The following is a 21,988-nucleotide window of genomic DNA, read 5'->3' on the forward strand; positions in this document are numbered from 1 at the left end:
GGAATGTGCTGCGGACGCAGCACCCATCAGTTGGAAAGGTGCGATTTTGGCGATAAAAAATCCGCTGATGTCAGAAGAGCATCGGAGCGGAGCAATTCGTCAAATGTGTGATGTTGAGCAAACATCGATGCTGTCGGTCAACAGCCTGAGGATTCTACCACCGCTGCTCGTTTGTGTCAAATGAGCCGTTGTGGGCGAGTGCATCAGTTGTGTGTGTCCTGACCGATGTTATTCAGTCATTCGTTGACAGCCCGGGGATTCTACCGCAGATTGCCGCCCTTGTCAAATCCTACAATCCTGAGCCACAAAGAGGACGGCAACCGCGAAGCACGCGAAGGCCACGAAGAGACGTTTTTAGCCACGAATTGCACGGATTGCACGAATGATGCTTCTCGGCCCCGATGTGGCTACTCCATTCCCACTGCATTGGCTGGCCCTCCTTTTGCCTTTTGCCTTTTGCCTTTTGCCTTTTGCCTTTTGCCTTTTGCCTTTTGCCTTTTGCCTTTCTTTCACTCCTCGCCCACTGCGCGACGGCGGCGGGTGCTCACAGCTGAGCCTTGGGATTGCAATAAGGCCATATCTCGGATAATCGTGCGCCGACTGACCGCCAAAGCATCAGCTAAATCGTCGTCGGTTGGGGCCGCTCCAGCATCGTCAGCCTCATCAAGCAGGCGCTGCAAACGATGGATGCGCAATTCGCTGCGATCATTAAAGCGATTATCCTCAGGTGCATGCAAGGTCCAAATTACCTCAACCCGATCGGTGTGGCTCAGTGATTTGCCCAAAGGCACATCGGCGCGAACTAACAACACTTTGCGCTGAATATAGCCGCCCTCGGAAAGCATTTGGGTACGGCCATACACCCGCGTCAGGCGCATCCACAGGCCGGCCATCGAGCGAATCGCCCCCGCCAGCGGCGCGACTCGGTGCAATTGCGACACCATGCCATGCAACTTAACATTATTTATAAAGGAATCACGTAGGGTTGGGTCACGGAAACGATTGGCCTGATTGTGAATTGAGCTGTAAGCATGTTGCAAATGTGCCCGATCACCATATACCCAAAACCGCGTGAAATGCAGCAATACATCGGCATAAAACAGCTCTTTGGGGTCGTACATGGCTTCGGCTTCGGCCAACATCGCTTGGGCTTCGGCAGCAAAACCACATAATTGAGCAGCTAAGGCATGCATCAAAATTGGTTGCAAAAAGGCTGATCGCGCTTGTTGCCACATGGCTGTAGCTCGCCGCAACAAAGGCAAGGCTTGGTCGGGCCGATTGCGAAAAATCTCCATTGCCCCAATTGCTGAAAGTAGATATAAACCTGCACCTTGTTGATGCGCCTGATCAAGCCAAGGCTGCACTTCTTGCACCACCGTTTCAGCTTGCGCAAAATCGCCAGCTTCTAAGGCCACCAAAATTGTGACGCTATGCGCAAAAAATGACCAATTGGAATTGGGCGGCATTTTGGAATCACGAATCATCTGGCGAATGCGCTGGGTCGTCGCTTGGGCCATTTCGGTCAAGCCAAGCGCGGTTGTGATGAAGGTTGACATGAACAAACCCACACCCAAAAGCCAAATATCATCAAGCGCCTCGAGCAATTCAACCGCTTTGTTCATTGTGCTGAGCGCGGTTTCCCAATCGGCATAGCTAATACCAACTTCGCTCAATACCCGCAGCACATTGCCGCGAGCTGGATACAAATAGGGATGCAATTCGGTCAAGGTCAAGGCTTCGGCGGCAATCCGTTGGGCGACGCTGGTATCGCCCAGCATCCGATAGGCAAAGGCTAACGAACAAAGCGAGGCCACCAACACCGTATCATCGTGGCTGCTACGGGCAAGAGCCACTGCTCGTTCAAGCAATGGCAAACTGTTGCGTGGCTGAACTGCGGCGCTACTAATTAAATGAAAGCCATAGGTATTTAAAATGCGGGCTTCTACCGCTGGCAATTGCTGAGCTTGAGCCAAATCTAAGGCTTGCTCAGCAATGCTCGCCATTTCAGTTGGGTTGGAATCAACCGAAGAGAGCACAATCCGGCTCTCATACACTTCGAGCAAGGCCGCTTGATCGCCCAAACTCAAAGCCAAAGTTTCTAGGCGCTCAACGTCGGCTCGCCAAACTTCTAATTGACCCAAAAATACTAAAACCCGTTGACGCAAGCGCAATAAGGTCAATTCCAAACGGGCATCAACTGGTATTTGCTGATACAGCTCCAACGCCCGATTGGCATAATCGAGGGCTGTCGTGTAGGCATAGGCTTGCAAGGCTTGTTCGCCAGCTTGTTGATAGGCTCCAATCGCCGCTGCCCAGCGTTGCGCTCGCTCATAGGCCCAAGCAATCGTTTCGGGTCGGCAAAGTGGCTGTTGCTCAAAATAATTGGCGGCCTGTTGCACCGCTGCTTGGCATAATTCCAGCGCTAAACTTTGCTCAACCGCCACGGCAATCAGATCGTGGTAAAACTGAAATCCGGCGTGGGTCTGCGCCACCAGCCGCGCATCTAAAAGATCAGGGATAGCCTGATCGACCTCAGCGCCTGCGACAAATCGCCAAGCTGCTAATGTCCAGCTACGGCCCAACGCATTGGCCGCAGCCAACGCCCGATGCGCCAACATCGGCAAGGACTGCACTCGCTGAGCCACCAATGCTTGAAAGGAGTGCTCATGGGCATCGCCACGATGTAATAATTGCTCTTGCAAAAAGAGTGGGTTGCCCGCAGTCAGGGCATGTAAAGCAGCAATCTCGGCCATACTCGGAATCGGCACATGATTCGGCCACAAGCGCCCCACCAGATGTTGAAAATCGTGCAGCGCCAAGCCATTTAATTTAACTGATTGAACTGGCAATTCTTGACGCATGCGGCGCAAGGCTTGCAACATATGGCTCGATTCGCTGCCGCGATAGGCCAAGATCAGCAATAAACGGGAGCGTAAGAGCGCCTGAATTTGGCTCGGCGACCATTGCAACACATTAAATACAATCCGTTGTGCCCAATGCATATCATCAAGCACCAATAATAATGGCGCTTGCTGGGTCGCTGCGAGTAAAGCATTCAATAACGCCGCAGGCAAACTCGGACGATTTGCATGATCATGTTGACTCAATTGGGGTAAATTTGGCACAAGCGCCGACAAACCAAGCCGTGTAATCGGATCAAATTGGTCAAGCAGGCTTTGATCAAGGATTTGGGTTAGGGCTTGATCAAGTGGAGCATAGGGCGAATTGCCACCATTAATTTGACCTGCACCCCAAGCCACCCGAAAACCACGCGCCTGGGCTGCTTGGCTCAATTCGTGCAATAAACGGGTTTTGCCAATCCCAGCAGCGCCATCGAGCAGCACCAAGCCACCGCTATGACTCAAGGCAGCATCCAAGCCATCAAGCAACAACGAACGTTCATGCGTGCGACCCACAAATGGTATTTTCTGCCAACTACCGCCAATCGTGGTTTGACGCAAAGTTTGTTCAGCCCGAATTTGCTCGGCGAGGGCACTGGTTTCGGCAACTGGCTCAACGCCCAAATCAGCAGCCAAACGTTCGCACAAATGCCGATAGGCGGTTAATGCCAAGTGCGGGCGGCCAAGGCTTACATGGCAACGCATCAGGAGCATACAGGCTTGTTCATCGAAGGGATCGAACGCTTGCCAACGCTCAGCACTCGTTAGCGCCACAATATAATCGCCTTGGGCAAAGGCATGGTGCGCCAATTTAGCAATCGTGGCGGCAAATAGTGCTTGCAAATCAGCGCGGGGGCCATCAAGCCATTCGGCATCAACATCAGGCAATAATTCATCACGATATAATTGACATGCCAATTGCCAATCGATGCTTTGATTGCTTTGCGCACCTTGCTGAAACGCTTGGAGATCGCACCAAATTGAGCCTAATTGCAAGGTTTGGGCGTTCGCCAAGAGCCATTCATCACAGCTTGGGCAGTTTTGGCGTAGCCGATAGAGTGCCGCCGAAAGTGCCCGACGTGCCTGTGGCTCAGGCAAATCGGGCCAGATTGTCGCCGCCAAGCGCAAGCGGCTGACGGGCTGCTGGCGATTTAAGGCTAAAAATACTAATAACGCGGCTAGCGGGCCATTGCCAAGCGCAATCTGTTGGGTTTCATATTGGAGGCGTGGCGAGCCAAATAGGTAGAGCGAGCAATCTTGCATACGTCTATTGTAGTGGACATGTCTAGAGTGGTGGCGCGGCGTTGATGTCCAAGGCCTTTCTAGGCGAAAACTGTTGATCACTGGCAACAAAAGGTATAGATTTCAGCAGATTATGTCATTCTATCAAGCAGGTTTAGGACTAATTGACTGTAGGAGGGCGCTAGATATGGTAGTATGATCAAAACTTAATCATTTGTTCGCAAATCATTCATTCTTTAAGCATATCATCACAACTCAACCTGTTAGGTAGCTTTAGTCTAATTGACTATGCTTAGCAGCGGCGTATAATGGCAATAGACGGGTATTGCATTGGCGATACCATTCCTCAAGGAGGCTTGCAATGGCTGGTTTAGGCGTAACAGAACTGTTAATTATTTTGGCAATTGTGATTGTATTGTTTGGCGCTTCGCGGATTGGCGATCTTGGTGGAGCAATGGGTCGTGGCATTCGCGAGTTTCGCCGTGGTGTGCGCGATGAAGATGCTACAGCACCAACCGATGCTAGCAAAAACGAATCGAAATAACGGACTACTAACAATTGACATGCATCGTTGAGGCACGTAGCGCGTGCCTCGCGTTGTTCTTACGGGGGGGCTATGACCGTTGCCCTGCGTTTCCTCGGGGTTCCTTCAATCCTCTACAATCAGCAAGCACAGTCGCTTCCCAGCAAAGCGGTAGCCCTCTTGGGGTATCTTGCAGCAACCATCCAACCTCAACGCCGCGAACATCTTCTGGCATTGCTGTGGGCTGAAAGTAGCGATGAAGCCGCCCGCAAAAATTTACGCAATACGCTGTGGACAATTCGGCGCAGTTTAGGTGGTGAGATCATCTTAGCCGATGAGGATCGCTTGCGTTTGCATCCGGATTGTGTGGTTGATCTTTGGCAGTTACGCAGTTTGGCAGAAGGTTTGGTTTCACCAACCGTTGAGGGTTTGTTGCAGCTTGCCCAAGGGCCATTGCTCGATGGCGTGATGTTGCCCGACGCTCCCGATTTTGATTTATGGCTGGTGACTGAGCGCGAACAGGTGCATTTAACCACGATGCGCTTGTTTCAAACCGCGATTAGCAATTATCAAAAACAACAGCAATGGGTCCATGTGTTGACTTTAGCTCGCGCCGCCCTGCGCTTCGATGCGCTCTCCGAATCGTTGTATCAGGCGATTATCGAGGCGCATTGGCGGCAAGGTGAACGCGCCGAGGCCTTGCGCCAATATGAGATGTTGGCTAATACGTTGCAGCGTGAGTTAGGGATTGATCCCTTGCCTGAAACCCAAATGCTGCGCCAGCGCATTTTGCAAACCAACCAACTGATGAGTACAAACAACTCACCAGAGCCAACAAAACCTGTGGTCACAGCGCCGATTGCTGAGCCAAAGCCCTTGCTCAAGCCAATTAAACGCGCCGCCCCTCGTGCCGCGCCCTTTGTTGGGCGGCAATATGAGCAATTACTGCTTAACCAAGCCTTGATGCGCAGCAATGAACGTGGCTTGCAAGTGGTGCTCATTACTGGTGAAATTGGGGTTGGCAAATCGCGGCTCTGGCAGGAATGGGCACAGCAATTGCCCGCCGATAGCACTATGTTGGCGATGCACTGCCTTGAATCGACCCAAAGCTTACCGTTTGCCCCGTTGACCGAGCTATTTGGTCAGCGCATCTGCCTATCGCGGCTTTTTTCGGGCGATTCAGCGGTTGATCCGATGTGGTTGGCCGAGGTTGCGCGGTTGCTGCCGCAATTGCGTGGGCATATTCCCAATTTGCCTGAGCCACCAGTGTTGCCCGCCGATGAAGAGCGACGGCGCATGTTCGAGGCTTTTGCCCAATGTTTGCGAGCAGTGATGACCAATCATCTGGTAATTGGCATCGACGATTTACACTGGGCCGACCAAGCAACCGCCGAATGGCTCGATTACGTCGTTGATCGCTTGCACGATTTGCCGATTGTGCTGGTTGTGACCTATCGTTCGGAAGAGGCCAACGCTCGTTTGCAGCGCTTGGTGGTTGGTTGGCAACGTGGCAGTTTGGTCACGCGCATCGACGTGCCACGGCTCGATATCAGCGAAGCACGGGAACTTTTGAGCACATTGGGCCATCCTAATCCTGATGATCAGACCTTGCTCGAACGCAGCGCGGGTAATCCATTATTTTTGCTCGAACTTTGCCGCACGGCTGATCCGGCTGATGTGCCGCCGATGTTGGTCGATGTGCTCAGCGCTCGTTTGGCGCGTTTGCCAGAACGAGCAGCCCAAATTGTCCAAGCGGCAGCGGTGCTTGACCCCTTGTTTGGCTATAGCATCCTGCGCGAAACTGGTGGACGCTCCGATGAAGAAACCCTCGATGGACTTGATGGGTTGCTCAACGCCGCTATTTTAAAAGAGCATGGTGATAGCTATACCTTCAGTCACCCATTGGTAGCAACCGTTGTGCGTAATAGCCTAAGTCGCGCCCGCCGCAGCTTTTTGCATCGCCGCGCCGCCCAAGCCTTGCAGCACGAATATAGCGATCAACGGGCGATTGCTGGACGTTTGCTATTGCATTATCGCGAGGCGGGCGAGGTTAAATTGGCAGCCAGTTATGCCGACCAAGCTCTAGAGCACGCGCTTTCATTGGCAGCACCGAATGAGGCTGTGGCTTTTGGGCAACAGGCGATTGAGCTTGATCCAACGCCTGAGCGCTATTGTCGGCTGGGCGATGCCTTGGAGTGGAATAGCGAAGTGCCTGCGGCGCGTGAGGTTTATCATACGGCGCTGGCGCAATATCAAGCCCAAGCCAATTGGCTACGGGTTGTAGCAGTGTGCACCAAACTTGGCCGCACCTATTTGGTCGTTGGCAGGCCTGAGGTGGTGATCGAATGGGCTGAACGGGGCTTGGCAATTTATCATAAACACAAGATCGATGATCAATTGATCGAAGCCGATTTGCTGTTGCTCTTGGCGATTAGCCAGCGTTTGGCGGGCTACCCATTAAATGTAGCCTACGAAAATATTCAAGCCGCCTTAGAGGTTGCGACCGCCCAGCAAAATCACTCATTGATTGGGCGTTGTCAATTCGAGTTGGGCAATATTTTGGCGCAGCGCGGCGAAATTAAGGCTGCGGTCGAAACTTTTGCCTTGGCGATTGCCAGCACTGCCGCAACTAACGAGCAATATCAAATTATCTTGGGCTATAACAATGCTGCCTATAATGCTACCTTGATCGGCGATCTAGTCACGGCGCATAGCCATATTCAAGCAGGTTTGCACTTGGCCGAACGCTTGGCCTTGCGCGTGCCATTACAATATTTGTATAGCACACGCGGCGAAATTGCCCTTGCTGAAAAGCATTGGGACGAGGCCGAAGAATGGTTTGAACGTGGAATTAGCGTGGCCCAAGCCAATGGCAATGCCGCGCAAGTTGCCAATTATCGTGCTAATTTGGGCTTGGTGGCGCGTGGTCGCGGCGATCTTGATCAAGCATTGGTCTTAATGCGCACAGCACTCAGCGAAGTTGAATTGCTCACTGCGCCATTTTTACAAACCCAAATCAACATTTGGCTGGCCGAAATTTGGCAAGAACGCCACGATTATTTAGCCGCTAATGCCGCCTTACAACGGGCACAACAGGCCGTCACACCTGAACAAGGCTTTTTGTATCAGCGGGTTCAGCAATTACAACAACAACTTGGCAGCATGCAACCAGCAATGGTTCATCAGCGTTCTATTTAAAAAGGAGTTGCCATGGCCGATCAATCGGTGCCCTATAGCCATAGTGAATTGACGATTGCTTTAGAACGCGATGTTACAAGCGTTAGCGACATAATTTTGGCCTTGACCCCTGAGGAATGTTTTGCTCATCCAGAAGGGGTTTGGTCGCCTGCTGAGAATGTGTTGCATCTTCAGCAATTGACCAAAGTTTTGACCCTGGCGTTTTATGTCCCACGGTTTAGTTTGAGCACATTGTTTGGCAAGCCCAAGCATCAATCAACTGATTATCTGACGATTAAAACTCGTTATCAAGAAGTTATTGCCAAGGGATTTAGCGCTCCGGCCTATTCGATTCCAGCAAAACCCCAAGGCCCAATCAGTTTGCAAGCGCAACAAGCCTTGGTTGCACAATGGCAAAAACTCAATCAACAGTTGATCGAAACGCTTTTTCATTGGGATGAAGCAGCACTTGATCAGTATCAATTGCCGCATCCAGCTTTGGGTAAATTAACCGTGCGTGAGATGTTATTTTTTATGCATGCCCACACCGCGCATCATCTCAACGATCTTGCCAAATTACGCCAAAGCCACGTTGTCAGCGAATAGTTAACATCGCATACACTTGTGACAATCATTGACATAGAACAAAAGTTCTACTATAATTTTCTTCAGTGGTAAACGAGCATGTACGTTTAGCCTGAGGAGGCATTATGGCGGTCACAAGTCGTAATTTACGCACAAATTATCCACGCCAATCGATGGGGCGACGACTTGTCCGAGTTACAGCTCCGCAACAAGCGCTCCGGCGCACTCAAACGCAACAACAACCAACGACGCTGCCCGCAATTTGGATTAATCGGTTACTTTGGGCGGGGGTAGTGGTACTTTTAGCCCTACTTTTAGGCGCACTCAGCGGCATTTTTGGGGTCTGGATTGACGATTTACGCTATGGCCGACCACGCGTTTCGCACTTAGTTGCCAATGTCGGCCACGAAAGCGCCCAAGGCTTGCCCAGCGAATTTATGGCAATCAATTTGAATCGGCGGGTGGTTGTGTTAGAATTCCCTGGAGGCGATGCAAGCAAAGCTCGCACGCTGATTGGCCCATATCTCTTTGGCGCAGGCGAAGATCTGACCCCCATCACCCTTTCGACCCACGATCTGAACAACGATGCCCGTCCGGAGCTATTGGTCAACATCAAAAATGAACAACTAATTTATATCAACCAAGCCGATGGCTTTCGGATGATCACTGCTGCGGAACAAGCTAGTTTGTTGAACCAGCAACAATGAGTGGTCTCCGTGCCAGGAGAACCCATCCATGTTATATGGTTTTGACGATTTTTCTTCGCGACGACGCACCCTCTTCTTGATTGCGCTGGCAGCTGCTTTGGTCTGGATGATCTTGCAGTTTCGTGGTCGGAGCAATGCCTTTTATAGCTCGATGAGTGCCCCAGGCCGACCTGCCCAATCTGCCAGTGGCAATCTCGCTGGCTCGTTTGGGGCCATCGACGGCGATAGTATTTTGGGTGTACCAACCATTTCTGCTGCAAAAATCGATCAGGTGCTCAGTTCTTACAATTCTCCAGCAACTGGCAAGGGTCAAGTGATTTATGATATGGGTATCAAGTATGGCATCGATCCAGCCTACTGCCTAGCCTTTTTCATTCACGAATCGACTGCCGGAACCCAAGGTGTCGCGCGAGTCACGCAATCGATTGGCAATATTCGCACCACCGCTGGCTATGAAGATTACCAAGGCTATCGCAAATACCCAAGCTGGGACGAAGGTATCGAAGATTGGTACAAGCTGATTCGCAATTTATATATCGACGAATGGCAACTGACAACAATTCAAGATATTATTCCAGTGTATGCGCCGCCAGTTGAAAACGACACCAACCATTATGTCGAAACGGTGCGCACATTGGTCAACTCATGGAGAGCAGCAGGTTCATGAATTGGTATGATTTGAGCGATTACGGCAATAACTATAAACGTGGTGCAGTCGCCCTCGGCTTGATTGTGGTGCTCTTTTTGTTGCTCAATCGTCCTTCTACACCCACAATCAGCGCTTGGCGCGGTGAAAACCCCAGCGTCGCGGGACTCTCTGGCTCAGCAATTCAGGTTGGCCAGGGCGATACCTTGGTCGCGCCACCAGGCATTTCAAGCGATCAGCCATGGGGCAATCCAGTTGCTGCCAATCGGGTAGTAATGACCCAAGGCTATGGGGTTGGCTCACACGCGCCTGCCGAAGTTTGGGGCGCAATCGATCTAGCGGTTGATGGTAATGGCGATGGCGCGGCTGATCCAGCTGGTTCGGTCGGCGCACCAGTTCGCGCGACCATGAGCGGCTATATCGAGGTTACCGCCGATTCGTGGCCAGCAGGTAACCATATTTGGGTTATCGGCAACGAATATAAAACTGGCTACGCCCACCTCTCCGAGTTCAAAGTGCAAGATGGCGATTATGTTGAACGTGGCACAATCATCGGTACGATCGGTTCAACTGGATCATCGAGCGGCCCGCACCTCGACTACCAAATTTGGCATAATGGGGTTAACCAAAATCCCCTCAACTACCACCCGTTACCGTAATGTTTTTCGCGCTAAAAATAGATTATCCTAAAAGCATGAATCGCTTTGATTCATGCTTTTCTTTTGCTCAGTTTCCTCATTGATCGAACATACGAGGCACTATGGCTCTAGCAACGCCCACGCCCCAACAATCGCTGGTTGAGCGAATTCGGCTTTTGGTGATTGCCCAAACCGTCATGGTTGGCTTAATTGGCATTGCCACTTGGTTTTTGGTTGAAATTCCCAAGGAGCGGGCGGGAGTTGCGCTGGGTCTAGCGCTCGTTACGACTATCAATGTTTTTCTCTATCTATTGCGCAAATCACGCCATGCCCCACGGATCGTCGTGGTCAATTTCTTGTTGATCGTCGGGGTGATTGTGCTAACCGATGCGACTGGGGCACAATTATCGGGCATGAATTGGACGTTGTATCTAATTTGGCCAGCCTTGACCATGTTGGTACTGCGCGAATTACGCTATGTGCTGGTGGTCAGTGTCGTTACCTTGGCAGCATTAATTACCTTCCCCTTGCTCGAAATTTATGGGGTGATTCCGCTGGAGTTAATGATTCCTGCGCCGATGTTGCTGTTGAAATTGATTATTTTTGTGGTCGTTTTTTTGATTTTGACTTCCATGATGATCGTGATTGGCTTGGCTGATCAGCGCAGTCAAAAAGTGCTAGCTGAACATACGGCATTAATCACCAATCAACAAGCTGAATTAGCGCAGGCCAACCAATCGCTGCAAGCAGGCAACCACCAATTACAAGCCTTGGCCCAACGTCAAGAAAGCCTGCTTAATCAAATTCAACTGCTCGAAGCACCCATTATCCGCTTGGGCAATAATGCGATTTTGCTGCCAATTACGGGCATGCTCGATCAACAACGGATTAGCCATATTCGCAGCGCCGTGCTCCAACAAATTTACCAACTACGAGCGCAACATTTAATTCTCGATATGACTGGAGCATTATTGCCTGATGCCAGCGTATTGCCCGATTTTGCTGATCTGTTGGCAGCGATTAAACTCTTGGGCTGTGAGGTGCGGGTTACCGGCATGACCAGCGAGATTGTCCAGCAATTGGTCTTTACCGATGTCGATTTGCGCATTTTTGGCAAAACTGGCCAGCTGGAGCAATTGATTCAAGAGGTTTTACAGCCTTCAAAAGGGAAATAGCTCTTCGATTGAGATTAATTGCAACGAGCCAGTTGGGCATTGGCTCAAACAAGCTCGATCATCATAGCCTGCACATAAATCGCATTTACTCGCCACAGTTTTGGGCTGAATTTGATGTGATTGCTGGCGCATCCGCTGCCAAAGCTGCCAAAGTGGCCCTTGCTGGTTCTGCAAAAAGATCGTTTGCGATTCAACGGCATCATAAGGGCAGGCCACAACGCACTCATTGCAGCCAGTACAAGCATCAGTAATACGTAACGCCCCATTATCATCCCACTGAATCGCAGCTTCGGGGCAAGCCTCAACGCATTCGGCCCCAACCCGACACTGCCGACAACTCTGAGTAATATCCCAATCTTCAATTTTAGCGCCATTGAGCCGCATGCGGGTTTGACCAAAGCGCTCAGCACAAGCCTGCTCGCAAATTCGGCAATCGGGCGGGCATTGCGCAGGCTGGCGCACCAACACATGCGAGCCACGAAACATGCCATAGCGCACCGCCACCTTGATCAAATGCTGACGAGTTTGGTCTCCGCGTACTCGCTCTGAGTGATGCACCCGTTCATCGATCACCCGCCGTACCGCCGCTTCAAGCGAAGGATGTTGAGCAACTTGGGCTGCAAAAACTGCACCAGGTAGGTGCAAGCAGCGAGTTGGAGTTAAACAGCGTAAAGTGGCATTGTGCGGTGTTGCCGAGAGCAAAGCCATCTCGCCAAAAAAATCGCCATCGCTGAGGGTTGCCACGATAACGCCATGTTGCTCAACCGCAATTTGGCCTTGTTCGATTAAATATAAAGCTTGGCCAGCCGAGCCTTGCTCAAAAATCACGGTATTGCGGCCAAATTCTTGGCGCGTCAGTTGGGTTGCCAACAAGGCGCGTTCTTCAACGCTGACATGACTGAACAACGGCACACGGCTCAGGGCACTAACGGCGCGGCGTTGCAAATAGCTCGCTTCGAGCAAGTGCATAAATAGTGGCAGATGTTGCTTTTTTTCATGCAAACGCTCAATCGACCATTGCAACGCGAAAATTTGGGTTTGCGCTTGGACGGCATACAACAGCGAGTGTGAGCTAAAAAAGATGCTATTGCCAAAAAAATCGCCCTCGCCCAACTCGCCAATTGAAATCGGCTCACCATCGCGATCAAGAATCACGGTATCGGCCACGCCGCTCAAAATCACATAACATTGGCTGCTACGTAAACGGGCAATCGGAATCGTGTCGCCTGCCGCAAAAGCCCGAAAAACCCCAATTCGCGCCAAAATTGTGGCTTCGTTGGTGGGTAATTCGGCCAAATTGGGCAGGCTCCGCAAAGCATCAACTTGGAGATTGAGCGCGAGAGGAGCCATACATTGAGCCTCAATTATTGAGTTTGTTGATAGTGATAGGGTAAACTACGCCGCATATGTTCATCGGCCATTTGCCATGAATGATTGGCATTTGGCACCACCCCGCTGAGCCGATTGTGCGCCCCGACTTCGCGCAACAGTTCATCGAGCCGTGCCCCACGATAATAATTGACATTGGGTTCGGCGGATTCAGGCCCATATTCGATCAACCATTGCAATTTTGAAGCCTGCGCTCCATCAATTCGCAGCAAGGTCAATGGATTATGTTGGGCTGCAAAGGTATGGTCGCGTGGCATACCAAAGTTGGCATCAAATAAATCGCGTTCGAACACACTATCGCGGGCAGCGATCATTTCGGCATTCTCAGGGTCGTCCCAAAAGAATAAGCCATCGTAAGCCCCAACCGAGGCCCACTCGTTGGGATGGCGCAAGGCTTGATTAACACTGATAAAGCCGCCCAACGAAAAGCCATCAAGCGAACGATGCGCACCGCCAAACAGCACTGGATAATGGGTTTCGATATAGGGAATCAAATCGCGATAGATAAAATCTTCGAATAAGCCAGTGCCCAGCGACGGATCAGCCGCCAATTTGGCTGAATGCAGATTGATGCCCAAACTATGGACTGCATCGTTGGTGCTGGTCATACCTGGAAAAATCAAGACCATTGGGCCAACGCGATCGTGGCGGCGCAATTCCTCGTAGACATCAATCACATTGCGATTACCACCGCGCGTCCCATCTTCAGTTTTATTGATCCATTCACGTTCATGGCCACGGAAAAGATAGAGGCTTGGTACGCGCAGATTTTCGTCATTACGGGTTTCAACTGGCACATAAATATAAAATATACGGGTAATTCCCAAAGCTTGGCTGAAAAAATCGACCCGTTCAACCCGCTCATCGTAGATTTTAGCCGAATCACGCTGACGATCAGCCCAAGCCGCCACTGTACCCTTGACTTGCGCACCACTGGCGGCAATCCCAGTGCGATTGGGAATTTCACTGCCATCGAGTGATTTTTCGACGTTCGACCATGAACCACGGGTTAACTTGAAATCAAGCTGCAAGCCATGGGTAAACGGCCAAGCGCCATAGGCAATATCGGCGCTACGCGAGAGCACATAGGTCGGATCATTCGGTCGCCACTGATTAAACGAACCAGTCAGGTACAGTTGATCGCCGGGCGCGGTATCGGCAGGAATTTTAAACTCAAAATTGACCAACGGTGTGGCTTCGAGCGGAGTGGCTGCTGGAATCGTGCGTTGCCGCCCAACCATCACACCCAAGCCAAAAGCCAGCCCCAGCCCAACCACAAATAAGATTAAGGTCAACCACATGCTTCGTGCTCGTTTCAACGCTGAACAAGATCGTGGTAAGCGCCACGATAATAGAGCAGCGGCAGGCCATCGCGCAGGGTTACATGCTCAACTTGGCCAATAAAAATAGTATGATCGCCGCCATCAACTGCCTGAAACAGCCCACATTCCATGTTGGCCAAGGCTCCATCGAGCAATGGAATACTGCGATTGCCAGCAGCCGCAGTAATTTCCGACCAGTCGTGTTTTTGTGGGCCAGCAAAGTGGCGCGACAACGATTCTTGCTCGCTGCTCAAAATATTGATCGCAAAAGCCTGCGCTTGGAGCAACAGATCGTGCATCGGCGAACGTTTATCAATCGCAATAATCGTCAAAGCTGGATCTAAAGAGAGCGAGGCAAAGGCGCTAACCGTTAAACCATAGGGCTTTGCATCCACGATCGTTGTCACTACAGTTACACCACTGGCAAAACGGCTCATTGCTTGCCGAAACAAAGCAGGGTCAAGCGTCATCGAATATTCCTCATACAGATTGCTGCGGGTATTGTAACGAGGTTCAAATCTCAATGCAAGATTGGGGATCGGTCGTTGGGGACTGGGGATCGGTTTTAATTCTGCAAAGAACGCGAAGGTTGAAACCGCGAAGGACGCGAAGAGCGCGAAGTGTCTGTTTTGCCACAGATTGGCACTGATATTCATCCCTTATCCCTCATACTTGTCAAGGCGCTAGATTAAATGCCGATCCCCAATTACCGATCCCCAACCCCCAAAGGCCATTATTTGCCCGCCGCTAGGCCTCTATGCTATTATCGCTGCTAGAATAGTAGGTTTATTTGCTCCAACAGCGTTAAGGGGTTTGGCTCCGATGACTGCTTGGTGCTCGCCTAGCTCAGTTAGGAGTCTAAAAATTCATGTTGACGATTGATGAAATTTTATCGCGGGGCGTGTCTGAGGTTATTGTTGAGGCCAATGTTCGCCGCAAATTAAATGCTGGCAAACCATTACGGCTTAAATTGGGCATCGATCCAACCCGCAGCGATATTCATATTGGCCATGCTGTGGCGTTGCGCAAGATGCGCCAATTTCAAGAGCTTGGCCATACCGTGGTGTTAATTGTGGGCGACTGGACGGCTCAAATCGGCGACCCAACGGGCCGTGACGAAAGCCGCCCACGCTTGACGGTCGAAGAAACCAAAAGCAACGCCAAATATTACATGGATCAAGTGTTTAAAGTGATTGATCCAGCCAAAACCGAGGTTCGCTGGCAAAGCGAATGGTTCGGCCAGTTTGATCTTGAAAAAGCTTTTGGCTTGATTGGTCGCTTTACCGTTAACCAAATGTTGGCTCACGAAACCTTTCGTAAGCGCTACGAAGCAGGCCAGCAGTTAACTGTGCTTGAATTGATGTATCCCATGCTGCAAGCCTACGATTCAATTGCGATCAAGCCTGATATCGAGTTTGGTGGCACTGACCAAAAATTCAACATTTTGGCGGGGCGGCAATTGATGGAACAAATGGGTATGGAGCCACAGGATGTGATCCTCGTGCCATTAATTATTGGGACTGATGGCCGCAAGATGAGCAAAAGTTTCAACAATTCGGTTGATATTTTAATGTCGCCCAATGATAAGTATGGCAAAATTATGTCAATGGGTGATGATGTTTTGCCAGTTTATTACGAAGTTTGGAGCGATGCACCGCTGGCTGAAGTCAAGGCCATGCCGGAAGCGATCAAAGCTGGCAGCGTCAATCCCCGCGATCTCAAGATGCAACTGGCGCGTGATATTATTCGCCAACTTGATGGTGAAGCGGCAGCGGCTGAGGCCGAGGCTGAATTTATTCGCGTGTTTCAACAACGCGATTTGCCAACCGACATGCCCGAAGTAGCACTCAGCGAAGCGACCAACATCGTCGATTTGTTGGTTGCAACCAAGCTGGCCGCTAGCAAAGGCGAGGCTCGCCGCTTGATTGATGGCGGTGGTGTGCGCTTGGCGGGCGAAAAAATTAGCAGCTACGATAGCTTGGTCCAACCAGTTGGCGAACAAATTTTACAAGTTGGGCGGCGCAAATTTGTGAAATTACTTGGTAATTAGCGCTAGATGCGAGGGTGCTGTGGCGGGTTCGCTCGTCACAGCAAAAGGCTTATGGATCAACCGTTTCCGTTGGCGACCGCCTGTTTTAAATGTTGGCGCAGAGTTCAAGAACGTAACTGCATTGTGCATGGCTATGGCGATGCCAACGCCAAAGTGATGTTCGTGGGCGAAGTGCCCGAAAGTTTGGGAGCCAATCAGACTGGCGTGCCATGGACGCGTACTGTCGCTGGTCAGCGTTTACAGGTGTTGCTGCGTGCCTTACGTTTGCGCACAGCCTCTGATCCTGAGCATGAAGAACCACGTTTGGTCGGCGCATACCTGACCTATCTGGTTCGTTGTAGCACCCATGCCGATAGCCCACCAACTATGGTCGAAACCTCAAACTGCGTTGCCTATCTTTGGCGCGAGCTGGTATTGGTCAACCCACGGATCATCGTAACGGTTGGCGAAGCACCAACCCGTTTGATGTGTGCTAAATTGTTTGGCCATGTGCCAGGCAATGTCGAATCGATGCATGCCCAACCCTTGCCTGTTGATCAACGGATTCTGCTGCCGATGATCGATCTTGAAACCATCACCAAAGAAGAAGCCCACGTTTTTGCTCGCGTTTTATCGGCCCTGTTGGAAGAGTAGCAAACTGCGTTATACTCTCACCAGAGGATTTCAGGATCGCGAAATTTCTCCCATATCACTCAACCTGCTAGGCTCTGACCTAGCCTTAAAGCGAGCAAAAGGTATGTTGCGGTTTATTCTCAAACCTGATCGTGATAAATCAATTCGCCAACGCCACCCATGGGTTTTCAGCGGGGCGGTCGCCCGTCGTTCTGGCCCAGTGCATCCTGGCGAAACCGTCGATATTATTAGCTCCGAGGGGGTGTGGCTGGCGCGGGGCACTGCCAGCACCCACTCGCAAATGATCGCCCGTCTGTGGACGTGGCAACGCGACGAGGAGCTAGACCCTAGTTTTATTCGCCAACGGATCGAGCGGGCAATCAAAGGCCGCGAACAGCTCCACAACGACCCACAAACCAACGCCTATCGCGTGATTTTTAGCGAAAGCGATGGCTTACCAGGCTTAATTGTTGATCGTTTTGCTGATTGGCTGGTGGTGCAATTGCTGACTCAAGGTGCAGTTGCGCACACGGCGATCATCGTCGCAGCCTTGGCCGAATTGATGCCAGTCCGCGGGATTTACGAGCGCTCTGATGTTGAAATTCGTGCTCGTGAAGGCTTGGGCGAGGCTGAAGGCCTGCTTTGGGGCGAAGCACCACCCGATCAATTAACCATTCGCGAAAATGGCTACGAGTTTGTGCTCGATTTGGCAGGCGGCCAAAAAACTGGCTGGTATGTTGATCAACGCATCAATCGCCAGCGGGTGGCCCAATATGCCAAGGATGCCGAAGTGCTGGGGGTTTTCTCCTACACTGGCGGTTTTGAGGTGCTGGCGGCGGGTGCAGGCGCTCAATCGATCACAGCGGTTGATAGTTCAGCAGCGGCCTTGCGTGGTTTACATACCAACCTCGCCCAAAATGGGCTTAACACTCCAGTTACGGCGGTCGAAGGCGATGCCTTCAAGATTTTGCGCCAACTACGCGAAGAAGGCAAGCAGTACGATCTGATTGTGCTTGATCCACCCAAGTTTGCCCACTCGCAGAGCCAAATTGATCGAGCAACCCGCGGCTACAAAGATATCAATATGCAAGCCTTCCACTTGCTGCGACCAGGCGGCGTGTTGGCAACCTTCTCATGTTCAGGGCTGATTAGCGCCGATCTTTTTCAAAAAGTGGTGTTTGGCGCAGCCTTGGATGCTGGCCGCGATGCCCAAATTATCGACACACTCACCCAAGGTGGTGATCACCCTGTCTTGTTGACCTTCCCAGAGGCGGCCTATCTCAAGGGATTAATCTGCCGCGTCTGGTAGCCGTTGAGGATTTGCAATGGCGTATCGTTTGCTCAATGAAGGCTCGATCACAACGCCTGCTGGCTTTCGCGTAACAGGTATTCACTGCGGCTTGAAAACCACCAGCCGTGATCGTGATCTTGGGTTGTTAATTACCAAAACTGGTTGCAGCGTTACTGGCCATTTTGGCGCAACCAGCGGGATAACTGGAGCTTGGACGACCGCTAATTTGCGGCGCAACGCCGAGGATGTGCGAGCCGTCTTGCTGCTGACAGGCGTGGATGGCGGGCGCGGAGCCAGTGCTGTCCACAATTGTCAGGAGTTGGCAGGCTTGCTCGCTGAAGAAGCGTGGATCAAACCAGAGCAGGTGGTGTTATTGGCAGCAGGCGCAGCAGGTTCATTCGATATGGATTTATTGCGGCGTGGCGTGCCACGGGCGCTTGATGAACTAGATAGCAAAGGCGGACGACGATTAGCCCTAGCCCTAGCCCAAGAGCCAAATCCGACTGCACAGGCGGCGGTTGAGGTGGAAGCTAGCGATGGCACAAGTGCTAGCATTGGCGGCTTAGCCAGCTCTGGCGATGCCCCACGCTGGTTAATTACCACCAACGCTCAGCTCTCAACCCGCCTGCTCAATCGCGCAGTTTTAGCCTTGCTCGAAGCCTATCCAGCGCTTGATCAAGCTGCCATCCTGATTTTGGCCAATCCTAGCGCCAGTTTAGCGCCAACCCACAGCAACCAAGCAGCCTATCGCGAATGGTATGCAGGGTTAGCTGGATTAATTGCCCATTTGAGCGAACAACTCGCCTAGCGCATTGTTTTGCGAGCTATGGCCATGGTACAATCACAACCAAGGCCATAGCTATGGCAAACGAGAGCGCTTATGCAACGATTACCTTTGTTTCCGTTAAACGTGGTGTTGTTTCCTGGAGCACAACTGCCGCTGCATATTTTCGAGCCGCGCTATCGCACGATGATTAGTCGCTGTCTTGAGGAAAGCAAGCCGTTTGGGGTAGTGCTGATTCGCGAAGGCGTTGAGGTTGGTGGCTCAGCTGTGCCGCATATGGTTGGTACAACCGCCGATATTCAAAGCGCCTATCGGTTGGCTGATGGCCGAATGTATATTGTGACCGAAGGCCGCCAGCGCTTCCGCATCAACTATCCACTGAGCGTTGACCCGTATATGGTTGCAATGGTCACGATGCTTGATGATGATGTCAACGATCGCCATCAAGCCGATGAATTGACCGCGCTCTATTCGCAATACCACCGTACCGTTGCCGCCGCGACTGGCATGCGCTCAAATGCGATCGATCTGCCCAGTGAACCAGTAAGTTTAAGTTATAAGCTGGCCGACTCGATGCAAATGGCCTTACCAATTAAACAACGTTGGCTTGAATCCGATCTTGATCAACGGATTCATGAATTGATCGAGGCGCTGCAATTTGAGTTAGCGCTCCTGCCCAACATTCCGCCCGACCAGTTGGATCGTGAACCACCTTTTGAAAACACTTCGTGGAATTAAGTGCCACGTCACAATTATGTTAATTGCTAGTGTTCGACTTGAACTCTTCATCCCCGCCGTTCATTCACTCAAAGAAAAACGTAGCGTGCTTAAATCAATAATTACTCGTTTGCGCAACGAGTTCAACGCCTCGGTCGCCGAGGTTGATGAACATGATCGTTGGCAGCGCGGGGTAATTGGGGTAGCCTGCGTCGGCAGCGAAACTCGCTATCTCGAAGGCCAAATCGATGCCATTATTCGCTGGATCGAGCAAAATCGGCCTGATGTGAGCATTGTGGATATTGAGCGCGAAATGTTGTAACGATTGATAGAAACCGCAGAGCTACTTCTGATCCACGAAGGACACGAAGCGCACGAAGGCCTATTAACTACTCGCGATAGAATGGCTCAGTAGATTGGCAATGAATTAATGCCCTCAGCCCGACCCTGCTCTCACACTATACGAGAGGGATTGGGCTGAGGACATGCACCTACAAATTCAAAAACAACTTATGGAAACGGGCATCGCCAGTTAATTCGGGGTGAAACGCGGTTGCCAAGAGTTTAGCCTGACGAGCCGCCACGATGCGGCCATCAGCTAAACTAGCTAAAGTTTCGACTGCCTCGCCCACCTTATCGATCTGCGGGGCGCGGATGAAGACTGCATGAAACGGTGCTTCGCCGAGGGCTGGCACCTGCAAGTTGGTTTCAAAACTATCAACTTGGCGACCAAAAGCATTGCGTCGCGCAGTAATATCCATCAAACCCAAGGCTGGCTGGCCTTCAACTCGACCTTCGGCAATTTCCTTGGCGAGCAAAATCATGCCAGCGCATGTGCCCCAAATTGGCATGCCTTCGGCGGCGCGTTGCTGAATTGGCTCCAGCAAATCAAAACGTACCAACAATTTACCAATCGTCGTGCTCTCGCCACCAGGAATAATCAAACGCTCAACTTGGGCTAATTGTTCAGGCAAGCGAACCTGCAAGGTTGCCACGCCCAAGCCTTGGAGCATTGTTTCATGCTCAATAAACGCGCCTTGCAGCGCCAAAACACCAACCGTCATGCTAAACCTCTTTTTAAGGATGAATTATGAGGGATGAAGGATGAAAACCCAATGTTCTAATTGAAAGGATGAATATTGAATTATTTGGATTAGCTATCCTTCACAATTCAACATTCATCCTTCATCGGAAGTTGGCTATTCAATTTTGGAATATCACTATGAGGAATTTTTCATCCCTCATAATTCATCCTTCATCCTTCAGAAAGTTTACCAACCGCGTTTGGCGAGCAACTCGTTCTCAGGGATGGTATCGATGTTGATGCCGACCATGGCTTCGCCTAAGTTGCGGCTAATTTCGGCCAAAAGCTTGGCATCGCGGAAGTGGGTGGTTGCTTCAACAATCGCTTTGGCACGTTTGGCTGGATTACCTGATTTGAAAATCCCTGAGCCAACGAACACCCCATCAACGCCCAATTGCATCATCAAAGCAGCATCGGCTGGAGTTGCAATCCCGCCAGCAGCGAAATTAACAACTGGCAAGCGGCCTAATTCAGCAATTTGCTTAACCAATTCATAGGGAGCTTGCAAGTTTTTGGCTGCTACAAACAACTCATCGGGATCGAGGGTTTGCAAACGGCGAATTTCGGCGAACATCGTGCGAGCGTGGCGCACAGCTTCAACCACATTGCCCGTGCCAGCTTCGCCCTTGGTGCGAATCATGGCTGCGCCTTCGGTGATGCGGCGCAAAGCTTCGCCCAAATTACGAGCACCACAGACGAATGGCACTTTGAAATTGTGCTTGTTGGTATGATGTTCTTCATCAGCAGGCGTGAGCACTTCGCTCTCGTCAATATAATCAACCCCAATTGCTTCGAGGATTTGCGCTTCAACAAAGTGGCCAATCCGCGATTTAGCCATCACAGGAATGGTGACTGCTTCAATGATGCCTTGGATCATTTCGGGGTCGCTCATGCGAGCCACGCCGCCATCCTTACGAATATCAGCTGGAACTCGTTCGAGCGCCATAACGGCGACTGCGCCAGCTTCTTCAGCAATTTTAGCTTGGTCTGGAGTAACCACGTCCATAATCACGCCGCCCTTGAGCATTTGGGCCAAGCCGACTTTAGTGGTAAATGTTGAAGTTTCCATTGCAATTCCTCTGGTGGATTGATGATTTTGAGTGTCGTTTGATTAGACAGGCGCTATTGTACCATGGCTGATTGTGA

Annotated in this window: 20 protein-coding genes; 14 read left to right on the forward strand and 6 right to left on the reverse strand. The window is 51.2% G+C overall.

Going from position 1 to position 21,988, the window contains the following annotated elements; all coding sequences use genetic code 11:
* A partial coding sequence (locus LCH85_22570) for a hypothetical protein (protein ID MCA0354789.1) occupies window positions 1–184 on the forward strand: 184 nt, incomplete at its 5' end.
* 325 nt (window positions 185–509) lie between these two features.
* On the opposite strand, the gene LCH85_22575 is transcribed toward LCH85_22570, so the two are convergent.
* A complete protein-coding gene (locus LCH85_22575; GenBank protein ID MCA0354790.1) occupies window positions 510–4,163 on the reverse strand; it encodes an AAA family ATPase in 3,654 nt (1,217 codons plus the stop codon).
* Between the two features lie 340 nt (window positions 4,164–4,503).
* Here LCH85_22575 and LCH85_22580 point away from each other — a divergent pair, with 340 nt between their 5' ends.
* From LCH85_22580 to LCH85_22610, 7 genes are all read left to right on the forward strand, one after another.
* Window positions 4,504–4,686 carry a twin-arginine translocase TatA/TatE family subunit gene (locus LCH85_22580; GenBank protein ID MCA0354791.1) on the forward strand — a complete coding sequence of 61 codons (183 nt, stop codon included), beginning with the start codon at window positions 4,504–4,506 and terminating at the stop codon, window positions 4,684–4,686.
* Between the two features lie 72 nt (window positions 4,687–4,758).
* The gene (locus tag LCH85_22585; protein ID MCA0354792.1) at window positions 4,759–7,863 is read left to right on the forward strand and encodes an AAA family ATPase; all 3,105 of its coding nucleotides are present in this window, start codon (window positions 4,759–4,761) and stop codon (window positions 7,861–7,863) included.
* A 12-nt stretch (window positions 7,864–7,875) separates the two neighbouring features.
* Window positions 7,876–8,448: a DinB family protein gene (locus LCH85_22590; protein MCA0354793.1), complete on the forward strand. Its 573-nt coding sequence runs from the start codon at window positions 7,876–7,878 to the stop codon at window positions 8,446–8,448.
* A gap of 104 nt (window positions 8,449–8,552) precedes the next feature.
* Window positions 8,553–9,134: a hypothetical protein gene (locus tag LCH85_22595; GenBank protein ID MCA0354794.1), complete on the forward strand. Its 582-nt coding sequence runs from the start codon at window positions 8,553–8,555 to the stop codon at window positions 9,132–9,134.
* Between the two features lie 28 nt (window positions 9,135–9,162).
* Window positions 9,163–9,801, forward strand: coding sequence for a glucosaminidase domain-containing protein (locus LCH85_22600; protein ID MCA0354795.1), 639 nt, complete (start codon window positions 9,163–9,165; stop codon window positions 9,799–9,801).
* A complete protein-coding gene (locus LCH85_22605) occupies window positions 9,798–10,439 on the forward strand; it encodes a M23 family metallopeptidase (GenBank protein MCA0354796.1) in 642 nt (213 codons plus the stop codon). The genes LCH85_22600 and LCH85_22605 overlap by 4 nt, the downstream gene beginning before the upstream one ends.
* A 101-nt stretch (window positions 10,440–10,540) precedes the next feature.
* The gene (locus tag LCH85_22610) at window positions 10,541–11,593 is read left to right on the forward strand and encodes an STAS domain-containing protein (GenBank protein MCA0354797.1); all 1,053 of its coding nucleotides are present in this window, start codon (window positions 10,541–10,543) and stop codon (window positions 11,591–11,593) included.
* Here LCH85_22610 and LCH85_22615 read toward each other — a convergent pair.
* The 3 genes from LCH85_22615 to LCH85_22625 are packed head-to-tail and all read right to left on the reverse strand — an operon-like array spanning window position 11,579 to window position 14,774.
* A complete protein-coding gene (locus tag LCH85_22615; GenBank protein ID MCA0354798.1) occupies window positions 11,579–12,943 on the reverse strand; it encodes a cyclic nucleotide-binding domain-containing protein in 1,365 nt (454 codons plus the stop codon). The genes LCH85_22610 and LCH85_22615 overlap by 15 nt on opposite strands.
* Window positions 12,944–12,957: 14 nt before the next feature.
* On the reverse strand, window positions 12,958–14,283 hold the full coding sequence (locus LCH85_22620; GenBank protein ID MCA0354799.1) for a hypothetical protein: 1,326 nt from the start codon (window positions 14,281–14,283) through the stop codon (window positions 12,958–12,960).
* A gap of 14 nt (window positions 14,284–14,297) precedes the next feature.
* The gene (locus LCH85_22625) at window positions 14,298–14,774 is read right to left on the reverse strand and encodes a flavin reductase family protein (GenBank protein MCA0354800.1); all 477 of its coding nucleotides are present in this window, start codon (window positions 14,772–14,774) and stop codon (window positions 14,298–14,300) included.
* A gap of 398 nt (window positions 14,775–15,172) precedes the next feature.
* Here LCH85_22625 and tyrS point away from each other — a divergent pair, with 398 nt between their 5' ends.
* The 6 genes from tyrS to LCH85_22655 all read left to right on the forward strand — a co-directional run bounded on the left by tyrS (window position 15,173) and on the right by LCH85_22655 (window position 20,080).
* Window positions 15,173–16,354: a tyrosine--tRNA ligase gene (tyrS, locus tag LCH85_22630; protein ID MCA0354801.1), complete on the forward strand. Its 1,182-nt coding sequence runs from the start codon at window positions 15,173–15,175 to the stop codon at window positions 16,352–16,354.
* Window positions 16,355–16,405: 51 nt separating this feature from the next.
* Window positions 16,406–16,987: a hypothetical protein gene (locus LCH85_22635; GenBank protein ID MCA0354802.1), complete on the forward strand. Its 582-nt coding sequence runs from the start codon at window positions 16,406–16,408 to the stop codon at window positions 16,985–16,987.
* A 103-nt stretch (window positions 16,988–17,090) separates the two neighbouring features.
* On the forward strand, window positions 17,091–18,275 hold the full coding sequence (locus LCH85_22640) for a class I SAM-dependent methyltransferase (GenBank protein MCA0354803.1): 1,185 nt from the start codon (window positions 17,091–17,093) through the stop codon (window positions 18,273–18,275).
* Between the two features lie 16 nt (window positions 18,276–18,291).
* Window positions 18,292–19,065, forward strand: a complete 774-nt coding sequence (locus LCH85_22645; GenBank protein ID MCA0354804.1) for a hypothetical protein — start codon at window positions 18,292–18,294, stop codon at window positions 19,063–19,065.
* Window positions 19,066–19,137: 72 nt separating this feature from the next.
* A complete protein-coding gene (locus tag LCH85_22650) occupies window positions 19,138–19,779 on the forward strand; it encodes an LON peptidase substrate-binding domain-containing protein (GenBank protein ID MCA0354805.1) in 642 nt (213 codons plus the stop codon).
* Between the two features lie 16 nt (window positions 19,780–19,795).
* Window positions 19,796–20,080 carry a DUF503 domain-containing protein gene (locus LCH85_22655; GenBank protein ID MCA0354806.1) on the forward strand — a complete coding sequence of 95 codons (285 nt, stop codon included), beginning with the start codon at window positions 19,796–19,798 and terminating at the stop codon, window positions 20,078–20,080.
* Window positions 20,081–20,249: 169 nt separating this feature from the next.
* Here LCH85_22655 and pdxT read toward each other — a convergent pair whose 3' ends face one another.
* Window positions 20,250–20,822 carry a pyridoxal 5'-phosphate synthase glutaminase subunit PdxT gene (gene pdxT / locus LCH85_22660; protein MCA0354807.1) on the reverse strand — a complete coding sequence of 191 codons (573 nt, stop codon included), beginning with the start codon at window positions 20,820–20,822 and terminating at the stop codon, window positions 20,250–20,252.
* A gap of 207 nt (window positions 20,823–21,029) precedes the next feature.
* Window positions 21,030–21,911 carry a pyridoxal 5'-phosphate synthase lyase subunit PdxS gene (pdxS, locus tag LCH85_22665; protein ID MCA0354808.1) on the reverse strand — a complete coding sequence of 294 codons (882 nt, stop codon included), beginning with the start codon at window positions 21,909–21,911 and terminating at the stop codon, window positions 21,030–21,032.
* Window positions 21,912–21,988: the final 77 nt, after the last annotated feature.

Source organism: Chloroflexota bacterium, from assembly GCA_020161265.1.
In the GTDB taxonomy this organism is placed as follows: Bacteria; Chloroflexota; Chloroflexia; order Chloroflexales; family Herpetosiphonaceae; genus Herpetosiphon.